At 42.3% G+C, this 20,338-nt stretch carries 16 protein-coding genes; 2 read left to right on the forward strand and 14 right to left on the reverse strand.

Features of this window, described 5'->3' with window-relative positions; genetic code table 11:
* Nucleotides 1-248: 248 nt before the first annotated feature.
* The 6 genes from L3V23_RS04725 to L3V23_RS04750 form a co-directional block, all read right to left on the reverse strand.
* Nucleotides 249-1,199, reverse strand: a complete 951-nt coding sequence (locus L3V23_RS04725; RefSeq protein WP_102967097.1) for a GntR family transcriptional regulator — start codon at nt 1,197-1,199, stop codon at nt 249-251.
* A 96-nt stretch (nt 1,200-1,295) separates the two neighbouring features.
* Nucleotides 1,296-3,296 (reverse strand): Fe(3+)-hydroxamate ABC transporter permease FhuB, encoded by a 2,001-nt coding sequence (fhuB, locus tag L3V23_RS04730; RefSeq protein ID WP_102967096.1) that lies wholly within the window; start codon nt 3,294-3,296, stop codon nt 1,296-1,298.
* On the reverse strand, nt 3,296-4,189 hold the full coding sequence (locus L3V23_RS04735) for an iron-siderophore ABC transporter substrate-binding protein (RefSeq protein ID WP_102967095.1): 894 nt from the start codon (nt 4,187-4,189) through the stop codon (nt 3,296-3,298). Before L3V23_RS04735 ends, fhuB begins: the two co-directional genes overlap by 1 nt.
* 17 nt (nt 4,190-4,206) lie before the next feature.
* Nucleotides 4,207-4,974 (reverse strand): ATP-binding cassette domain-containing protein, encoded by a 768-nt coding sequence (locus tag L3V23_RS04740; protein WP_102967094.1) that lies wholly within the window; start codon nt 4,972-4,974, stop codon nt 4,207-4,209.
* 435 nt (nt 4,975-5,409) lie between these two features.
* Nucleotides 5,410-7,242 carry a glutamine--fructose-6-phosphate transaminase (isomerizing) gene (gene glmS, locus L3V23_RS04745; protein ID WP_102955381.1) on the reverse strand — a complete coding sequence of 611 codons (1,833 nt, stop codon included), beginning with the start codon at nt 7,240-7,242 and terminating at the stop codon, nt 5,410-5,412.
* A 102-nt stretch (nt 7,243-7,344) separates the two neighbouring features.
* A complete protein-coding gene (locus tag L3V23_RS04750) occupies nt 7,345-8,106 on the reverse strand; it encodes a DeoR/GlpR family DNA-binding transcription regulator (protein WP_102967093.1) in 762 nt (253 codons plus the stop codon).
* Nucleotides 8,107-8,533: 427 nt separating this feature from the next.
* Here L3V23_RS04750 and pykF point away from each other — a divergent pair, with 427 nt between their 5' ends.
* Nucleotides 8,534-9,946: a pyruvate kinase PykF gene (gene pykF, locus L3V23_RS04755; protein ID WP_042480699.1), complete on the forward strand. Its 1,413-nt coding sequence runs from the start codon at nt 8,534-8,536 to the stop codon at nt 9,944-9,946.
* Nucleotides 9,947-10,343: 397 nt separating this feature from the next.
* Here pykF and L3V23_RS04760 read toward each other — a convergent pair whose 3' ends face one another.
* The 3 genes from L3V23_RS04760 to L3V23_RS04770 all read right to left on the reverse strand — a co-directional run bounded on the left by L3V23_RS04760 (nt 10,344) and on the right by L3V23_RS04770 (nt 14,071).
* Complete coding sequence (locus L3V23_RS04760; RefSeq protein ID WP_102967092.1) at nt 10,344-12,227, reverse strand: sensor domain-containing diguanylate cyclase; 1,884 nt, start codon at nt 12,225-12,227, stop codon at nt 10,344-10,346.
* A gap of 156 nt (nt 12,228-12,383) precedes the next feature.
* Nucleotides 12,384-13,079: an oxidative stress defense protein gene (locus L3V23_RS04765; protein WP_102967091.1), complete on the reverse strand. Its 696-nt coding sequence runs from the start codon at nt 13,077-13,079 to the stop codon at nt 12,384-12,386.
* Between the two features lie 95 nt (nt 13,080-13,174).
* Complete coding sequence (locus L3V23_RS04770) at nt 13,175-14,071, reverse strand: LysR family transcriptional regulator ArgP (RefSeq protein WP_102967090.1); 897 nt, start codon at nt 14,069-14,071, stop codon at nt 13,175-13,177.
* A gap of 113 nt (nt 14,072-14,184) precedes the next feature.
* On the opposite strand from L3V23_RS04770, the gene L3V23_RS04775 reads away from it, so the two are divergent.
* Nucleotides 14,185-14,817 carry a LysE/ArgO family amino acid transporter gene (locus L3V23_RS04775; RefSeq protein WP_102967089.1) on the forward strand — a complete coding sequence of 211 codons (633 nt, stop codon included), beginning with the start codon at nt 14,185-14,187 and terminating at the stop codon, nt 14,815-14,817.
* 92 nt (nt 14,818-14,909) lie between these two features.
* On the opposite strand, the gene mscS is transcribed toward L3V23_RS04775, so the two are convergent.
* The 5 genes from mscS to L3V23_RS04800 form a co-directional block, all read right to left on the reverse strand.
* A complete protein-coding gene (gene mscS / locus L3V23_RS04780) occupies nt 14,910-15,773 on the reverse strand; it encodes a small-conductance mechanosensitive channel MscS (protein WP_042480715.1) in 864 nt (287 codons plus the stop codon).
* Nucleotides 15,774-16,088: 315 nt separating this feature from the next.
* Complete coding sequence (gene fbaA / locus L3V23_RS04785; protein ID WP_102955375.1) at nt 16,089-17,165, reverse strand: class II fructose-bisphosphate aldolase; 1,077 nt, start codon at nt 17,163-17,165, stop codon at nt 16,089-16,091.
* A 162-nt stretch (nt 17,166-17,327) separates the two neighbouring features.
* Nucleotides 17,328-18,491: a phosphoglycerate kinase gene (locus tag L3V23_RS04790; protein ID WP_102942942.1), complete on the reverse strand. Its 1,164-nt coding sequence runs from the start codon at nt 18,489-18,491 to the stop codon at nt 17,328-17,330.
* A 147-nt stretch (nt 18,492-18,638) separates the two neighbouring features.
* Nucleotides 18,639-19,664, reverse strand: coding sequence for an erythrose-4-phosphate dehydrogenase (epd, locus tag L3V23_RS04795; protein WP_102955374.1), 1,026 nt, complete (start codon nt 19,662-19,664; stop codon nt 18,639-18,641).
* A gap of 150 nt (nt 19,665-19,814) precedes the next feature.
* The coding region (locus tag L3V23_RS04800) for a transketolase C-terminal domain-containing protein (RefSeq protein ID WP_276573989.1) at nt 19,815-20,338 on the reverse strand (524 nt) is incomplete at its 5' end.

Consider the following 20,338-nt stretch of genomic DNA (forward strand, 5'->3'; position numbering starts at 1 on the left):
GCTCAATTTAACGTTCGAGCACGAAATTGTTTTAACCAACCATAAATGAGAATCATTATTATTGTATTTTTGCAGCGAAAACTCAATTGGTTAATGAGAATTATTTCCTTTTGTGCAATTGGCTATCGAGTAAAGTGAGGTTAATAGAAAAAACTACAGCGGTTGCTCACCCCTAACAGACGATAATTGGTTTAGTGAAGAGAAAAATAAGACCGATGTAAGCTGCCTTTAGTCAGCAGCCTACGCCGTTAAATGTTGTTGTCCGCAATACTACGAACGAGCTTTTCACGCTCTGATTGAGAGAGATTCACGATATGGTTATAGGTGCGTTGCATGACACGAATGTCATTTTCTAATAGCTGAGTCAATTTGTTGGAGGCTTCTAGGTTGTTACCTTCCAGTACTAGATTGATGATCTCTAGACGACGTTGACAAGACTTACTGACCGAAGATTGAAAATGCATCGACACTAGATCCGAGGCTTTACGCATACGATTGTGTTGCTGCATATTGCCAAGTAGAAAACGATTGCCAGAACAAGCCGCGAGTAACTCATGGAAATCGGCGCTCAGACGAAACAACTCACTTGAAGTGACTGACTTTGGATTTTGAATAGCTTTAACATGCCGATCACGACAATTTTCTAATCCATTTAGATCGGGTGTCCAGCTCGGTTCAAGTAAACCCGCAGGTTCAAAAATCAATCGAAATCGATAGCTTTCTGAATGTCTTTCAAGTGTGTTTAGAACACCATCGAGGTACCACTTATATCCAGGACTACGACGCAAAACACCATCGTTTTCCAATAAGCGAAGTACGCTCTGTACCTCTCCACGATTAGCTTGATAACGTTCTTGCAGCTCTTTTTCTGAGAACGCAGCTTCGATTTCGCCAAAGAACAGATCAATTAACAGTTTCAGATAGAGCTGCTCCTGACGAGACTCTTCATGATCGCCTGCAATTTCGATCGATTGAGCATCGACTTGTAACACAAAACCCTTATAAGGAACGGCCTTTGTGATACCTAATGTTGACATATACGCAAGAACGGCACGCAGGGGGGTTCTCGATACTTCGAACTGCTGCGCCATCAAAGATTCATTCAAACTGTCGCCGACGTTCGCTTGTTCAACTTTCAGTTTAGCGACCACTTTTATCAATAAGTCTTGCTGAAGCTTAGTAATTGCTGTCTGTTTCATGGGTTAATAGTCGATAAATTCGTTAACCAAATCATAAATATAAACGCCTTCAATTACTATCAATCGTCTTTTTGAAACCAAAAAACAATTATTTTGTTAACGTCGCATGAGATAGAGGAAGTATCCCCCACCAATCAAGGATGCAAGTAAACCAGCCGGGAACTGCCAAGGAAACCAAACCACTCGTCCTATCCAATCGGCTAAAACCATAATGACTCCACCAAGCAATGCAGCAGTAAGCATTTGGGGTATCGCTCGGAAATGGTGAAGTGAACGCGCCATATGTGGAGCTAATAAGCCAATAAAACTCAATGGCCCAATCACTATGGTACATAAAGTTGTTAAAGCCGCGACCAAAAGCAACAGCACTAGCCGCACAGCCATTGCGTTGATCCCTAAGCTACTGACAGTGACTTCACCTAGACCAATAAGATCAATCCAACGATTAAGTGATAATGCAATGATTCCGATAAAAGCCACACCAATAGCTAATAGAAGAACATCGTTATGAGAAACTAAGTAAGTAGAGCCCGACAACCAAGTCAACAGAGCGGCAGCATTATCATGACCGGAACTCATCGTAATTCTGAGTAGCGCATCTAAGCCCGCGCTCAATGCAATACCAGTCAATAGTGTTTGCGTAGGCGCGAAGTTGTGCTTACGGCCCATCAACCAAACAATAGCGGTCACCGATACTGCACCTAAAGTACCCAGCAATATTTGCTGTTCTCGAGTGGCAGCAACACCAAGCAAAGAGCCTAAAACAAGGGTTAGCGCAGCACCAGAACTAATTCCTAACACTTCCGGACTTGCCATTGGGTTCTGAGATATACGTTGAATAATCGTGCCGGCAAAGGCTAATCCAATACCAGCAATCAAAGCCACCAGAACTCGGGGAGCGCGCAGTTCAAACAGTGATTGATTAAACCCAAAACTCCAACCGAACTGGTTCTTACCAATGACAACAGCGAAAAAAGAAACCAAGATCACCGCACACGTCAACGTAAGCAACGTATTTCGCGTCTCAACTAACTTGTAATTCACTATGCTTTCACTGCGAGCCTTAAGATCGGATTGAAGCTTAGTACGTTGCAGTAACCACAATAAAAATGGCGCACCAATCAATGCTGTCATTGCACCAGTAGGTACAAGCTCACCACCCACACCCGACAAAGGCTGACTGACTAAATCGACGGTAAGCAAGATTAAGCTTCCTATCCCGCCGCTAACCATAATCTGCTTGGCAAGTTCTCTGACGCCAAGCATTCTCGCAATAGCAGGTGCAACGATGCCAACAAAACCTATCAACCCTACTTCACTAACCACTGACGCTGTAATAAATATCGCTAACGATAAGCACATCAACTTGATCTGTTTGATATTGATACCCAAGGAAGTAGCAACATCATCACCAAACTGCAGCGCGGACAGCGGACGTTGTAGAATCAAAAGCAACAGCACTGGCAGAAAAACTAAAGGCAACAATACTTGCGTACTCGACCAATCATTTTGGTTGAGTGCCCCTGCACCCCACACAAAAATACTGGTTAATCGCTGTTCATGCAGCATGAGCAACATTGTGTTTAATGAACCCAAGAACAGACTGACCACCATACCGGCTAATACCATATGCAGGGGCGAAAATCCTCTTACAGAACTGAGCGCGAAGACCAAAAGCGTCGATAGACAGCCCCCCACAAAAGCGGGAATAAATGCCGGAATCACAAAGTGAGCGGGAATGAGCAGAAGACCGAGCACCATACCAAGCTCTGCCCCTGCTGCAACACCTAATGTTGTCGGGGAAGCAATGGGATTACGCAGCACAAACTGCATAACACAACCTGCAACAGCGAGTGCAAAGCCACAAATAATTGCAACCGACAACCTTGGTAAATAGGTAAAATAAGTGATTAAGTGCTGATAGTTTGCTGAGTCAAAATGGAAAATCGTATCCCAGATGAGCCCTATTCCTTGTGAATAAGGGGCTGTCACTTGGATAAGAGTTCCAATGATTAAAGCAGCAACGCTTAACAAGGTTGCTGCTTTGATATTTAATCGACCGTTGGCCGGGTTCGCGATCTTTAAGGTGGTATTCATTAATGCTGGATAAGTTGCTCAGTAATGTGATCACTAAATCTTTGTGCTGCGATCAGACCACCAAACGTCCAAATCGCAGGGAGTTCATAAACCGAGTTGGTGCGGGTAAATTCCATCGCTTGCCAAAGAGGAGATTGCATGAGCTGATTACGTTGTTCTTCTTTTAAAGGGCCGAAAATCATTACGTTAGACTTTTGATGTTCCGCTAACTTCTCTGTTCCTGCGGTGGTAAATCCCCAAAGATTCGTTTGCTCTTGCCAATCATTTTTCAAGCCCATCGCTTGAATCGTGTCTTGTGCTAACGAACCTTGGCTATGAATGCGAAGTGTTTTGTCGTTAATAAAGCGAGCAAACAGAAGCGGTTTATCAGCTTTACCTGCTGAAGCGATTTTTTTGCCGTTGTTTTCTAAACGCTCTATTGTCTCTGCTATGACTTGTTGAGCTTGCAGCTCTTTGCCAAACAGCTTGCCTAAAGAGGTCGTAATGGATTTTGCTGACTCTATAGGTTGCTTCTCTTCACTGTAAACACTGTAAACGAGGACGGGCGCAATCTTGTTCAGTTGCTCATAAGCGGCAGCCATGTGTTTACTAATTAAGATAACGTCAGGCTTAATCTCTGTTAGCAACTCTAAGTTCGGTTCGCGGCGTGAACCGACATTTATCGCATCAGAGTTTAAACTGGGCTTCACCACCCATTCCTGATAGCCATCAGTATCTGCAACCCCTTCAAGTTCAACGCCTAAACTTAATACGGTTTCAGTCAATGCCCAATCTAACGCAACAACTTTGTTGGGTGTTGTTGCAAAAGAGGCCGTCCCCATTTCATGTGTAACGTCGAAAGCGTAGCTATTGAATGTTAATGCTGTCATAAGCATTAATATGAGTTTTTTCACAGCGGGTTCCTTTTTGTTTACGGAATATAACTGATTGGGTTTCCGGTGCTCGGATTATCAAAGATCGCTAATTCCATACCGTATATTTTCATTAATGTGTCAGGAGTCATGAGCTCTTGAGGGGATCCTGAAGCAATAATTTTTCCGGAATGGAGTGCGATGAGGTGATCGCTAAACTTCGCCGCCATGTTCACATCATGCAGTACCATGATCACGGTTAATCCCAAGGTTTGATTAAGCTCTCGAATCAAAGCCAACAACTCATGTTGATGAGCGACGTCGAGAGCCGAAGTTGGTTCATCAAGCAAAATACACTGGGTTTGCTGCGCTAGTAACATCGCAACCCAAGCCCTTTGCCTTTCACCTCCAGACAAAGTTGCAACAAAACGATCGACAAACGGGGTTAATCCCACTTTCTCAATCGCCTGATCTACAATTTCATAATCTTCTTTTCCATAACGTCCAAATGCGCCTTTCCAAGGATAACGGCCGAAACAAACCAGCTCTCGCACTGTCACTCCATCCGTTAACGGTGGATGCTGAGGAAGATACGCAACCTGATGAGAAAATTCTAAGTTTGAAAATGACGAGACTGGTTGTTGATTAAATAAAACCTGTCCGCTAGTTGGTGGATTTTGTCGACTAAGAAGTTTCACCAACGTTGATTTACCACACCCGTTATGACCAAGAAGCGTTGTCACCTTTCCCGACGAAAAAGTGAGGTTGGTAGGAAAAAGAATTGTCTTACCATCGATTTGGAAAGACGTATCGACAAGTTGGTACATGAGTAAAAGAGTAAGTTAATTGTTGCCTATATTGCGCTCACCTTACCACGCCAGAAAATAAATGAGAATCATTTTCATAATAAGAGTTGTTTTAATAATAACTATAGCCATAATCATCTAGTTATTGATTTATATAACAATTATAAAAAATCTGGTTGGTTAACTTTAAATGGGGAAGATAGGTTTGTGTGCTGATAGCTGAATACTAAAGCTGATATTGATGGTTCTAGGCTACTTATTAATATCTCTTCGATGAGTCCCTCCTTACTTCTTTCCGCCTAATAGAGGAGTAAGTTTGTTTTGTGTTCTCTACAATAAATTCTAAACAGATCAAAAATGGCCGAAGTCAAAATACGCTTGACCTCGGCCACAAACTCTAGAAATCAGCTATCACTAAGTTTCTATCAGATGACTGTTAAACTTGTTATCAAGTCGTTATTCAACCGTCACCGCTTTAGCTAGGTTACGAGGTTGGTCAACGTCAGTACCTTTAATTAGTGCTACGTGGTAAGAAAGTAGCTGCATTGGCACTGTGTAGAAAATTGGTGCTGTGATTTCGCTGACGTGCGGCATTGGAATGATTTTCAAAGTATCGTCCGCTTCAAAGCCTGCTTTTTCATCTGCAAATACATATAGCAGACCACCACGAGCGCGTACTTCTTCAACGTTTGATTTTAGTTTTTCAAGCAAATCATTGTTTGGCGCGATAACCACAACAGGCATATCTGCGTCAATCAAAGCCAATGGACCGTGTTTTAATTCACCCGCCGCATAAGCTTCAGCATGAATGTAAGAGATCTCTTTTAGCTTCAGCGCCGCTTCCATAGCGATTGGGTAGTATTCACCGCGACCTAGGAACAGTGTGTGGTGCTTATCAGCAAAATCTTCCGCTAGAGCTTCAATCTGCTTATCAAATGCTAATGCACTTTCGATTTGAACTGGAAGAGCATGAATCGCTTCAACAATTTCTGCTTCTTTAGCAGCATCAACGCGGCCTTGTTCTTTACCAATCGCGGTAACAAGCATCAACATTGCTGCAAGTTGAGTGGTAAATGCTTTAGTTGAAGCCACACCAATTTCAGTTCCTGCGCGAGTCATGAATGCAATGTCAGATTCACGAACTAGCGAAGAGCCAGACACGTTACAAATCGTCATCGCTGCCATGTAGCCTTTCTCTTTAGCAATACGCAGCGCAGCTAGTGTGTCTGCCGTTTCACCTGATTGAGAAAGCGTAATTAGCAAGCTATTTGGACGAGTCACAAAGTTACGGTAACGGAACTCAGAAGCGATCTCTACGTCACAGCTAACACCAGCGATATCTTCAAACCAGTAACGTGCCGCCATACCAGAGTTGTACGAAGTACCACACGCGATGATTTGAACGTGTTCAACCTTCTTAAGAATCTCAACCGCATTCACACCAATGCTTTCTGTGATCACGGAGTTATGTGTGATTCGGCCTTCCATCGTGCTTTTCAGCGCCATTGGTTGCTCGAAGATCTCTTTTTGCATGAAGTGACGGTATTGACCTTTATCACCCGCATCGTGTTCGATGTTTGATTCAATCACTTCACGCTCAACCAGCTTGCCCGCTTGATCGTAAATAGTGACGTCACGACGAGTAATTTCAGCCACATCACCTTCTTCAAGGAACATGAAGCGACGCGTTACACTTAGAAGCGCAAGTTGGTCAGAAGCCAGGAAGTTTTCACCGATACCCAAACCAATAACAATCGGGCTACCAGAACGAGCAACAACGATACGGCTAGGATCTTTACGATCAAGCGCTACAGTACCGTATGCACCTTCTAACTGAGCGGCTGTTTTTTGTAGTGCTTCTAAAAGTGTTTCTGAAGTACGAAGTTCCCATTCCACAAGGTGAGCAATTACTTCTGTGTCGGTTTGAGAAACGAATACGTAACCACGTTCTTGAAGCAGAGTACGAAGCTCTTCGTGGTTTTCGATAATACCGTTGTGAACAACAGCAATATCACCAGACACATGTGGGTGAGCATTCACTTCAGAAGGAACACCGTGAGTTGCCCAGCGAGTATGCGCGATACCTGTACCACCAACCACTTGTTCAGAGTTCACAGCATCAGCCAACTCCTGAACCTTGCCTAGGCGGCGAATGCGCGTCAGGTTGCTCTGAGCATCAACAACTGCAACACCTGCTGAGTCGTAGCCGCGATATTCAAGACGACGTAAACCTTCAACCAGAATTTCAGCTACATCACGCTGCGCAACAGCGCCAACAATTCCACACATGTTATTACTCCAATTTCTTTTTTATCTAGTGCACTCTACGGCTGCAAGCAAAGCCTTAAAGTAGAGGCGGATTTAAATTTTTGCGGGTCTCAATGACCCAGTCTAGGCTCGAATCACTCGAACCTTATGAGATTCTATTTTTGCAACCAGTTCGTCAGACAACCCTTTATCGGTTACCAGAACATCAATGTCGTCCCATGGCAGTTCTAAGTTAGGGATCTTTCTGCCGACTTTGTCGGACTCAACCATAACAACCACTTCTCTGGAAACTTCAGCCATGACCTTGCTTAAACCGACCAATTCATTAAATGTCGAAGTCCCACGTTCGAGGTCGATGCCATCCGCACCGATGAACAACTGATCAAAATCATAGGAACGAAGAACAGATTCAGCCACTTTGCCTTGGAATGACTCCGAATGTGTATCCCAAGTGCCACCAGTCATGAGCAATGTAGGTTCACTTTCAAGCTCATTTAGCGCATTCGCGACATTCAAAGAGTTGGTCATGACGATTAACCCATGCTTATCATTGAGCTGGTTAATCAGTGCTGCGGTTGTACTTCCGCTATCAATTACAATACGGTTATGGTCTCGAATCAGTTTTGCAGCGGCTTTTGCTAACGCTTCCTTTCGAACTGAAACTTTTGAGTTCAGTTCGTCATTCACCACTTCTTTAGGCAAAGCAATCGCGCCACCATAACGGCGTAATAGTAGGCCATTCTGTTCTAGTGACGCCAAATCCTTTCTTATAGTGACTTCTGAAGTTTCAAACTGAGTAGATAACTCTTCAACACTGACTTCACCTAATTGGTTAACTAGGTTAACAATCGTGTGCCTTCTTAGCTGAGTATTACGTTTTGACATGACATCCACAAGAACAAGTTACGAAACGAAAGTTATTATATTCAAAACGAAACTTTTGTGTCTATTTATTTCGATCTAAAAAATTAATATTTCTGGCTAAAACCTTGTCCTAAGACAATTCTTAAGCAGTGATATTGTAATGATTAGGTGTTAGAATTCGCACCCTAAAGAAAAAAAATTACAGAATGGTGTGTGATACTTTTGTAATTTTCACCAATCATGGTGATATGGATCACATTAAAATGATGATACGCCCTCAATAGGTAGTCATAAAATGACTAAACCTGTTGTAAGACTTTCAGTTTTGGAGTGAGCTGTACTCGAGAAAGAAATGTGGTAACGAAGAGATAAATTTGCCGCCATCGAGGCCATTCTTAAGCTATATATTAACTTTCAAATTGATAATATTCACCGGAGAGACTCTTCCATGAAAAAGACCAAAATCGTATGTACGATTGGCCCTAAAACTGAATCTGTAGAAAAATTAACAGAACTTGTTAATGCAGGCATGAACGTAATGCGCCTTAACTTTTCTCACGGAGACTTCGTAGAGCACGGTACTCGTATCGCTAACTTCCGTAAAGTTATGGAAAACACTGGTAAACAACTAGCAATCCTTTTGGATACTAAAGGTCCAGAAATCCGTACTATCAAACTAGAAAACGGTGATGATGTTGATCTAGTTGCTGGTCAAGAGTTCACTTTTACAACTGATACTTCTGTAGTTGGTAACAAAGACAAAGTAGCAGTAACTTACGCAGGTTTCGCAAAAGACCTAAGCGCAGGTAACACTATCCTTGTTGATGACGGTCTAATCGAGATGGAAGTTGTTTCTACAACTGATACTGACGTTATCTGTAAAGTTCTAAACAACGGCGCACTAGGCGAAAACAAAGGTGTTAACCTACCTGGCGTTTCAGTAAACCTACCAGCTCTATCTGAAAAAGATAAAGGCGACCTTAAGTTTGGTTGTGAGCAAGGCGTTGACTTCGTAGCAGCCTCTTTCATCCGTAAAGCTTCTGATGTAAAAGAAATCCGCGAAGTTCTTGCTGCAAACGGCGGCGAAAACATCCAAATCATCTCTAAAATTGAAAACCAAGAAGGTGTGGACAATTTTGATGAGATCCTTGAGCTATCTGACGGCATCATGGTTGCACGTGGCGACCTAGGTGTTGAAATTCCAGCTGAAGAAGTAATCTTCGCTCAGAAGATGATGATCGAGAAATGTAACCGTGCACGTAAAGTTGTAATCACTGCAACTCAAATGCTTGATTCTATGATCAAAAACCCTCGTCCAACTCGTGCAGAAGCGGGTGACGTTGCGAACGCAATCATGGACGGTACTGACGCAGTAATGCTTTCTGGCGAAACAGCAAAAGGTAAATACCCTGTTGAAGCGGTAACTATCATGGCGCAAATCGCTAAACGTACTGACTCTGTACTTAAAGCTGAACTAGGTTCTCGTCTAGACAGCCCACGTCTACGTATCACTGAAGCGGTATGTAAAGGCGCTGTAGATACTGCTGAGAAACTAGCTGCTCCACTTATTGTTGTTGCAACTGAAGCTGGTAAATCTGCTCGTTCAGTTCGTAAATACTTCCCAACAGCGAACATCATTGCTGTAACAACTAACGCTAAGACTGCTGCACAGCTTGTTCTTTCTAAAGGTGTTACTCCAGTGGTTGTTGATGCTTACGAAAGTACTGATGACTTCTACCGTCAAGGTAAAGAAATCGCGCTATCTTCTGGCTTAGGCAAGAAAGGCGATATCATTGTTATGGTTTCTGGTGCACTCGTTGCTTCAGGTACTACTAACACTGCATCTGTACATGTTCTTTAATTAGAACCCAAATTTGATACTAAAAAGCCGGAGCAGATGCTTCGGCTTTTTTAATTATTTTTTATCGTTATTCGTAAAGGTCTACCAACCAAAAAACTCTTTATGGTGAGTGTTAAGTAGTAACACCATTGGAAGAAAATAAAGCGCGCTTAATTTTATTCCCAGCACCAATAAAGCGCTAATTGTCAGCCTCACTAGAAAATGATTAACCATACCCTGCCTCATGTTGCCAGAGTGTTTTAGCTTCCTTCTTTTTACTGAGCCGAGCTGAGTAAAAACCATAAATAGGAAAACCGGATCACTACTGATGAAAAAAACAACAGTTTACTTATTGTACAGTTTAGCTCAAGTAAAAAATTAAATTAGACTTTAGTCGATTCGTAATAAAAACGTGACATCAAGCAACCTCATCTGTCGTCAGACAGAGAGAAACTTGATTTCTACCAAGAGTTTTAGACTCATAGAGAGCAATATCCGCACATTTATAAGAGCGAGTGCTGTCTTGAGAAAGGTCGGAAATACCGGCACTTATAGTAATAGTTAGACTTTCGTCTAACTCAATGGCTTGTCTTAAACGTTCAACAACCAACTGCGCCTCTGGAGTTGAAGTATGAGGCATGATCACTGCAAACTCTTCTCCGCCGATACGAGCAAGAAAATCTGTCACTCTAAGTTTTTCCGAGAGAACATCTGAGACTTTTACGATCACTTTGTCACCCTGATCATGTCCCTGCTCATCATTGACACGCTTAAAGTAGTCAATATCAATTAAGCACAAGCAGACCGAATAATCATCTGGGTATCGCTCTACTAGTTGAGTCTGTAGCGTTAGCTCTCTTTCGAATTTTCGGCGATTCCAGAGATGAGTAAGTGAATCTTTCTCACTCAATTCTCTAAGCCTATTCTCCAGCTCTTTTCGCTCGGTAATATCGACTATAGAAGTAATGTAGTAACTGACTTTTCCTGCTTCTATGATTGCCTGAATACGCATTATGGTTGTCAGTAACTGACCTTCTGGTGTAACACACTCAACCTCTCCCTCCCAAAGATTATTCTGATCAACTTGCTCAAGTACATTCAGAATGAACTCCATGCCATTATGGCTGAGTAAGGTTTTAAGAGCATTGTGACCGCGAACCTCTTTGCTGGATAAGCCAATCATGGTTTCAAACTCTCTGTTCACCATGATCACTTGATGAGACTTGTCTGAAATCATCACCGCAGTCATACCATCCAACGCAGCTCGAGCGAGCTTACTTTCGATATTACGGTGATAATAATGCAGTGACATAGAAACCGTTGGCAAAGCAAAAACCAACATGATCATGAAGACGAAGAAGCCCTCTTTGACTATATCATTCAGCTCATGTCGCGCTCGATCATAGAGTTGCTTAGGAGTAAAACGAATAACCAGATGAATGTTCTGACCAAAAAACTTATCGATCGGCTTAAAGACGATAAGATTCATATCTTCCATCAGATAGTTGTGATCTGATGCTTGTGCTTGCATCACTTCCCAAGTTTTAGGGAAGAAGGTAGCGAGGTCGAATCCATGGTATTGATTAGTCATATCACCATAGAAAGGCAACATGTTCTTTCCTGTTACCATATAGCCGTTACTACCGACGATAGCTGGCGTTAAGTCATTTTTCGGGGAGTAATTGAGCTTATCAACCATCATCGACATATCGACTGAAATTACGATATATCCTTTTCGAGCGCCAAGGACAGAAACTGGAGATATGACTAATATCGTTGGTGTGTATGGTTTGGTAAAAGTATCCGGATCACTTGCCAGTTCTTCCGCCCATACCCCAACTTCATCTTCAGCCAGTGATTGTGCATATTGAAAAAATGAAGTTTGAGAAATGTCTACTACATCGTCTAACGCTTTGGTCCGGTGAATACTTGGCAGGTAATCGACATGGACAGTATCTACACCTTTCACATCAATAAAACCAATGCCATCAAACCATTTTTGACCATTAGCCGTTGACGCCAATGCCATTTGAAGCTGATTACGAGTAACTAAGTTTGGAGACTCTACATAGTTGTAAGCGCTGCGTCCGTGACTTAAAAGAGAGATAGTCGAAAAGACCTGATCTCTTAAATTGCGGTATTCCTGCTCACTGTATGAGAGTTGATTAATCGCTTCACGTATAGAACGGTGATTGCTCGTATCTTGAACTTGATCGTATCGATAAGAGTAGAAAGTGACGATACCTGCTGTGATAAGGGCACAGGCTATGAGAAAAGCGACAATGATTTTAGAATATCTCATAACCCAGACTTACAATTAGCAACAAAAGCAAAGGCGCGCATTATATCACCATTGAAGCTAATCTGAATAAAAAAGTAGCGCTGAAATAAAAGCACACGTAATAAAAAACGTTAGGAACGTCGCATACTATTACGATAATTATCAACAATTTACTATTTAATCAAGCTTATAGATAACGTTCACATTATCTCGGATGATCAATGTGGAATCTTGGTAGCTGTTGCTTACCGCTGACTCTTCACTAAATGTCGCAGCTCGAGTTAGTACCGCTTTTCTCATCGGAGCATTGTAGTCGATACGCCAAACACCATCTAGTTTACGCCCAAATCCCTCAGCTAAAGACTGTGCTTTCTGTTGAGCATCTTTAATTGCAGCCATACGCGCTTGTTGCTGATATTTGTCTTCATCACGGACTTTTAATTGAATATCGTCGACTTGATTAATTTTCTCTTCTAGGGCGATATCCAAGTACTCGTTCAACTTAGATAAATCATCGACTTCAACAGAGACATTTCTGATGGCACGATAACCTACTAGTTCAGGTTTACCGTTTTTTGGATAATGATATTGCGGAGTTAAGTAGAGGTTTGAACTGGTTATTTGAGACTCTTTGACACCTGCTTGAGTAAGGCGCTTGATAAACGAAGTGACTATGTTATCGACACTCTCTTTCGCTTGTTCCGCATTCATTGTAATTTCGACGACTTTTACCGAAAACTCTGCCATATCTGGTGTCGCGATAACTTCACCATAACCAGACGTCGCCACATGCGGAAAGTCGAATTCCTGAGCTTGTGCAGCCATTGAAAACATACTCAATACCGCTAGAACTATTACAGAAAGTGCTTTCATTTCATTCCCCTAATTCAAAACCTATTGCTCAATAATAGATGAAAAATATTTCAGTCCCAGCGTCTGTGTATGTAAATCACACAATCTTGACATGCTCACTGTGGCAAGTTTTTTCTCGCATACTCAACCAAAGCCTGTGAACATTTCTTCAAACTTCCTGTTTCTAGCTGCCAATGATGCCAGTAAAGTTTCTGATCTATATACATCCCCGGCGTGATATCCATGAGTAACCCTTGTTCCAGTTCTTCTGCTATTTGGATCTTCGGAATCATGCAATAACCGAATCCCGCTACTGCAGCTTTTACACAAGCTTCAGAGCTACCCACTGTGTGTTTAACTTCACTGACCATTTCAAAACCAAAATGATCGTAAACAAAGCGTTCATTGATGAAGTCTTGCCTGTCGAAAGCAACAGCTGGTGCCGCTTGTAAAGTTTGTATGCTGACTCCCTGAGGGAAATAGCGACGATAAAAATCGGGTGATGCGACACACAAGTAAGGCATATCACCGAGCAGAACTGCGTTACAACCCGGCAAAGTTCTAGGTGACTGGCTGATCGCACCAATCACTTCTCCGTTCTTAAGTTTATCCAGGGTTCTACGTTCATCATCGACAACCAGATGAATTTCCAAATTACTTTGTTTCATTGCCTCGGCAATAGCAGGCAACAACCATGTAGCCAAACTGTCCGCGTTGGTTGCGATTGAAATGGATATGGGCTTTTCACCGAAATCGTTGCTCAGGTCTGGCAAAATGTCCTGCTCTAAAACACAAACCTGACGATAGAGCCCAAGTAACTTCTGCCCTGCAGGTGTTACTCTTGGCGGGTTCTCTCTTACAAGTACAGGCTGAGCAAGCCATTTTTCTAGCTGCTTAATTCTTTGTGAGACCGCTGATTGCGAGACGCATAATACGGCAGCAGCTTTCTCAAAACTTCTTTGCAAGATAATCTGATCTAGAGCTTCAAGCCATCGGTAATCTAATCCACGCACAATCTCACCATAAGTACCTCTAATGACGCATTAATATTATTAGTTTTATTTCTAACAATCTATACCGTATTTTTCATGCAACATTTATTAACTTAAACCTTAAAGAAACGACTATGAATTTTTGGATATTGCTACAGGGATTTAGCCTGGGTGCGACAATGATTATCCCCATTGGGGCACAAAATGCTTATGTTCTAAACCAAGGTATTAAAAGAAACCATCATCTTACTACCGCAACAATTTGTAGCGTGATGGATGTGTTCTTTATTTCTTTAGGTATTTTTGGCGGTGGTGCACTGCTTTCTCAAAATGAGACGCTACTGACCGTTGTTACTCTTGGGGGAATCGCATTTCTGACTTTTTATGGCTGGCTTTCACTTCGATCTGCTCTTCAAAGTTCTGACGAACAAGAAAGCCAACCTCAAAAACTGGCACGAGGCCGACGGGCGGTTATATTAGGTGCACTTGCGGTTACGGTATTAAACCCACATCTTTATTTAGATACGGTGGTTATTCTTGGCTCAATTGGCGGACAATTTGAAGGAAGCGATCGTCTTGCATTTGCTTTGGGAACTATGACTGCTTCTTTTGTTTGGTTCTATGGATTATCCATTGGAGCAGCCAAGTTAGCACCGGTACTATCCAAACCTAAGACAAAGAAAACCATCGACTTAATCGTAGCAAGCATGATGTTTATCATCGCCTTTGCTTTAGCCAAAAGTCTTTATACTCAGTGGTTCAACTAAAGAAAGTAGCAATCTATGTGAAAAATCTATGTGAAAAATGTGGACATAAAAAACGGAGGCTATTGCCTCCGTTTTTAGATTCATCATCGATATTAATCGACTTTGTTGAGATGAACATCCATTTGTGGGAATGGGATTTCAATACCGTTCGCATCCAACGCTTCTTTAATTGCTTGCATTGAATCGAAGTAAACACCCCAATAATCTTCTGTTTTACACCATGGACGTACGACAAAATTCACTGAAGAATCCGCTAGTGCCAATACACCAATTGTGATGTCTGGATCTTTCAGAATACGTGAGTCTTTTTCTAGCGTTTCACGGATCACTTTCTTAGTTAACTGGAGATCCGATTTATAAGAAACGCCAATCACTAAATCAACACGACGAGTAGCGTGACGGGAATAGTTGGTAATTGAACCACCGATGATTGCACCGTTTGGAACAACAACCATTTTGTTGTCTGGTGTTTTTAGAATAGTTTGGAAAATTTGAATCGCTTCAACCGAACCAGCTACCCCTGCAACTTCAACATAATCACCTGATTTAAATGGACGGAATCCAACAATCAACACACCCGCAGCAAAGTTAGAAAGCGAACCTTGCAGAGCTAAACCGATAGCTAAACCAGCCGCACCGATTACTGCTACTACAGAAGCAGTTTCAACGCCTACTCGACCTAAAGCAGCAATTAAAACAATAACGAATAGAACATAACGAACAAGGCCATGGATAAACTCAACTACCGCTTTATCCATCTCTTTCTTATGCAGAACTTTAGCAACGCTACCCGCTACCGCTTTAACAATGATATTACCAATGATCAGGATAAGAATTGCCGAAACAATGTTCACCCCGTATTGAATTAATAAATCTGAATTACTGCTAAGCCAATCACTCATTTTATTCAATCCATCAGTAATTGGCGCTTCTATATCCAAAGATTCACCAGCCATACTTTCTTACCCTCTAAGACTCTTAATATTTTATAACCGATTATTTTACTCACTGAGCTTGTCTGGCATTACAAATCTGCACTGCTATTTTTCACTCACTGTGGGATTTATATGATATGACGTATAACTTCTTGCAAAGTCAGCTTTTTGCAAACAACAAAGCAAAAGGTTATCCCATCTATTTAGATCCTGTATCAGATTAAGCAATAAATTCACATTGTGCCAGTGCTTTGAATAAAATAGCTTTTCTGTCTCTTTACCAAGAAAAAAGCCCGCTCATCTGAGCGGGCTTGGCAAATCATCTAAAAATTTAGATTACAGTACGTCTACTGCGTTAAGGTCAGCAAATGCTTGCTCAAGACGCTTAACCATAGAAGCTTGACCAGCGCGTAGCCATACACGTGGATCGTAGTATTTCTTGTTCGGAGCATCTTCACCAGTCGGGTTACCAATTTGACCTTGTAGGTAATCGTGGTTGTCTGCTTCGTATTGACGGATACCGTCCCAAGTTGCCCACTGTGTATCTGTATCGATGTTCATTTTGATAACACCATAAGAGATAGACTCTTTGATTTCTGCTTCAGTAGAACCAGAACCACCGTGGAATACGAAGTTTAGAGAGTTCGCTGGAAGACCGAATTTCTCAGAAACGTAAGCTTGAGAGTCACGTAGGATAGTTGGAGTAAGAACAACGTTACCTGGCTTGTAAACGCCGTGCACGTTACCGAAAGAAGCTGCGATAGTGAAACGGTGGCTAACAGCGTTTAGTTTCTCATATGCGTAAGCAACATCTTCAGGAGAAGTGTATAGCTCAGATTGGTCCATATCTGAGTTATCAACGCCATCTTCTTCACCACCAGTACAACCAAGTTCGATCTCGATTGTCATGTTCATTTTAGCCATGCGCTCTAGGTACTTAGCACATGTTTCAACGTTCTCTTCTAGAGACTCTTCAGAAAGGTCTAGCATGTGAGAAGAGAATAGTGGCTTACCAGTTTGAGCGAAGAACTCTTCACCAGCATCTAGTAGGCCGTCGATCCAAGGTAGTAGTTTCTTAGCAGCGTGGTCAGTGTGAAGAATTACAGGAACACCGTAAGACTCAGCAACAGCGTGAACGTATTTTGCACCAGCTACAGCGCCAAGAATTTGAGCACCTTGACCTTCTAGTTTAACGCCTTTACCTGCAAAGAAAGCAGCGCCACCGTTAGAAAATTGAACGATAACAGGAGCTTTAACTTTAGAAGCCGCTTCTAGTACGCCGTTCACAGAATCTGTGTTCACACAGTTAACTGCTGGAAGAGCGAAGCCGTTCTCTTTAGCTACTTGAAATACTTTTTGTACGTCATCACCAGAGATAACACCAGGTTTTACGAAATCGAAGATCTTAGACATGGATTTGATCCTATTTTCTGTCGTTTTAATAAATAAAAACGGTGAGTTTGAATTCTTTCATACGTCTGCTCACAACACTTGAAGTTTAACAGAACCAAGCTTGTTGCGCAGCAAACAATAAAGCGGAAAACTAATTTCCGCTTTATTAATAAATCATGATGATTAAGCTTTCGCGCGCTCTTCTAGCATCGCTACTGCAGGAAGTACTTTACCTTCAACGAACTCAAGGAATGCACCGCCACCAGTTGAGATGTAAGAAACATCAGCTTTGATACCGAACTTGTCGATAGCTGCTAGCGTGTCACCACCGCCTGCTACAGAGAAGCCTGCAGATTTAGCGATAGCTTCTGAAATACCCTTAGTACCCGCTTCGAAGTTCTTGAACTCGAATACACCTACAGGGCCGTTCCAAAGGATAGTTTTAGCATTGCCAATGATTTCAGCAAGAGCCGCAGTTGAATCTGGACCTAGGTCGAAGATCATGTCGTCATCTTGAACATCAGCAACGTTCTTGATTTCAGCTTCTGCGTTTTCGTCGAATGCTTTCGCACATGCAACGTCAGTAGCTACTGGAATAGAACACTCTTTCATTAGTTTTTGAGCTGTTTCGATAAGGTCTGCTTCGTATAGAGACTTACCTACGTTGTGACCAGCAGCTGCGATGAATGTGTTCGCGATGCCACCACCAACAACAAGTTGGTCAGCAATTTTAGAAAGAGATTCTAGAACTGTTAGTTTAGTAGAAACTTTAGAACCACCAACGATAGCAACAAGTGGACGTTCTGGTTTGTCCATTGCTTTACCTAGTGCTTCAAGCTCAGCAGCAAGAAGAGGACCAGCACAAGCTACAGGTGCGTGCATACCAACACCGTGAGTTGAAGCTTGAGCACGGTGTGCTGTACCGAATGCGTCCATTACGAAAATGTCACATAGCGCAGCGTATTTCTTAGATAGTTCTTCTTCGTTTTTCTTCTCGCCTTTGTTAAAGCGAACGTTTTCAAGAACAACAAGCTCACCAGCGTTTAGCTCTAGGCCATCTAGGTAATCTTTAGCAAGCTTCACTTCGCACTCTAGTGCATCTTTTAGGTAGTTAACTACTGGTAGTAGAGAGAACTCTTCAGCATATTCGCCTTCAGTTGGACGACCTAGGTGAGAAGTCACCATTACTTTAGCGCCAGCTTCAATACAGTGTTTGATAGTTGGTAGTGAAGCTAGAATACGTGCATCAGATGTCACTTTGCCATCTTTCACAGGTACGTTTAGGTCAGCACGGATAAATACACGTTTACCTGCTAAATCCAGGTCAGTCATCTTGATTACAGACATGGTTTGTCCTCTCAAATATTAAAAAGAAAAGTTTCTGTAAGCCCGGCTATCCTGCCGAGCCTGTAAAATCATAAACTGCATACTAATATGGGGCACTAGATATTTATTTCAAGTTATAAAATAAATAATTTAGCCACCAAAGAGTAACTACTTTGCAGCCTGCATTGCTAACGCGGTATCAAGCATTCGGTTAGCAAATCCCCACTCGTTATCACACCAAACGAGCATCTTCACTAGATTCCCGTTACTCACTCGAGTTTGGCTGCCATCTACAATCGCACTGTGTGGATCGTGATTAAAATCGATGGATACGAGTGGTGATTCAGTATAGTCAACAATGCCGTGTAATGTACACTGAGATGCCTCTATCATGGTTTGATTTACGTCATTAACTTTCACATTTGCGTTAATAGTGACACTCAAATCCATCGCAGTAACATTTACTGTTGGAACTCGTACCGAAATCGCCTCAAATTTGTTAGAAAATTTCGGAAATATTCTTTCAATCCCTTTATGTAATTTTGTATCAACAGGGATAATAGATTGACTTGCAGAGCGGGTACGGCGTAAATCACTGTGGTAAGCATCGATCACTTGTTGGTCATTCATTGAAGAATGAATCGTTGTAATCGTACCCGATTCAATACCAAAGGCTTCATCCAGCACTTTTATGATTGGCACGATACAGTTAGTGGTACAAGAACCATTAGAAACAATATGATGATCAGCTGTCAGCGTTTCGTGGTTTACACCATAAATAACAGTGTTATCAAGATCCGCCGAACCCGGATGAGAAAACAGTACCTTTTTGGCTCCAGCAGCAATGTGTTCTTCACCATCGGCTTTAGAACCATAGACACCTGTGCAATCCAAAACGATATCTACTTCTAGATCTCGCCAAGGCAATAGATGGATATCTGGAGAATGAAGAATTCGGATACTATCAAACTCACCATTATCATGATGAACATATAAATGTTCTTGGTCGTGAGAAATCTTTTTACCGAAACGACCATGGCTGGTGTCGTACTGTAGCAAATGCGCCATAGCCTCAGGCTGAGCCAACTCATTTACAGCAACGACTTTTATCTGCTGAGCTTTGCCACTTTCGTAAACAGCGCGTAACACATTACGCCCTATTCGCCCGAATCCATTTATTGCGACTCTTAACATCCGTACCATCAACCGACTAAAATTTCGTGGCACAGATATTAACCGATGACGGCGTAAAGCGCACCATTAACAGAGATTATCCAACCATTTATTTCACATTAAAAAAATCCCCGCACAATGGCGGGGATTTCTATTCTTTATCGTATTTGATTAAGCCAGTAGTTCGTTAGCTTTCTCAACCACGTTTTCAACAGTGAAACCGAACATCTTGAACAGTTGGTCTGCTGGTGCAGATTCACCGAACGTGGTCATACCGATGATCTTGCCGTTTAGGCCAACGTACTTGTACCAGTAATCCGCGATACCTGCTTCGATAGCGATACGCGCAGTTACGTCAGCAGGAAGTACAGCTTCACGGTAAGCCGCGTCTTGTTTGTCGAATGCGTCTGTTGATGGCATTGAAACAACACGTACTTGTTTGCCTTCAGCAGTTAGTTGCTCAGCCGCTTTCACAGCCAATTCAACTTCAGAGCCTGTTGCAATCAAGATTAGCTCAGGTTTGCCTGCACAATCTTTCAGGATGTAACCACCTTTAGCGATGTCAGCCACTTGCTCTGCTGAACGTGCTTGTTGTGCTAGGTTTTGACGAGAGAAGATAAGCGCAGTAGGCGCATCTTTACGCTCGATAGCCAGTTTCCAAGCCACTGCTGATTCCACTTGGTCACATGGACGCC

The sequence above is a fragment of the Vibrio sp. A1-b2 genome (assembly GCF_021726015.1).
Lineage (GTDB): Bacteria > Pseudomonadota > Gammaproteobacteria > Enterobacterales > Vibrionaceae > Vibrio > Vibrio diazotrophicus.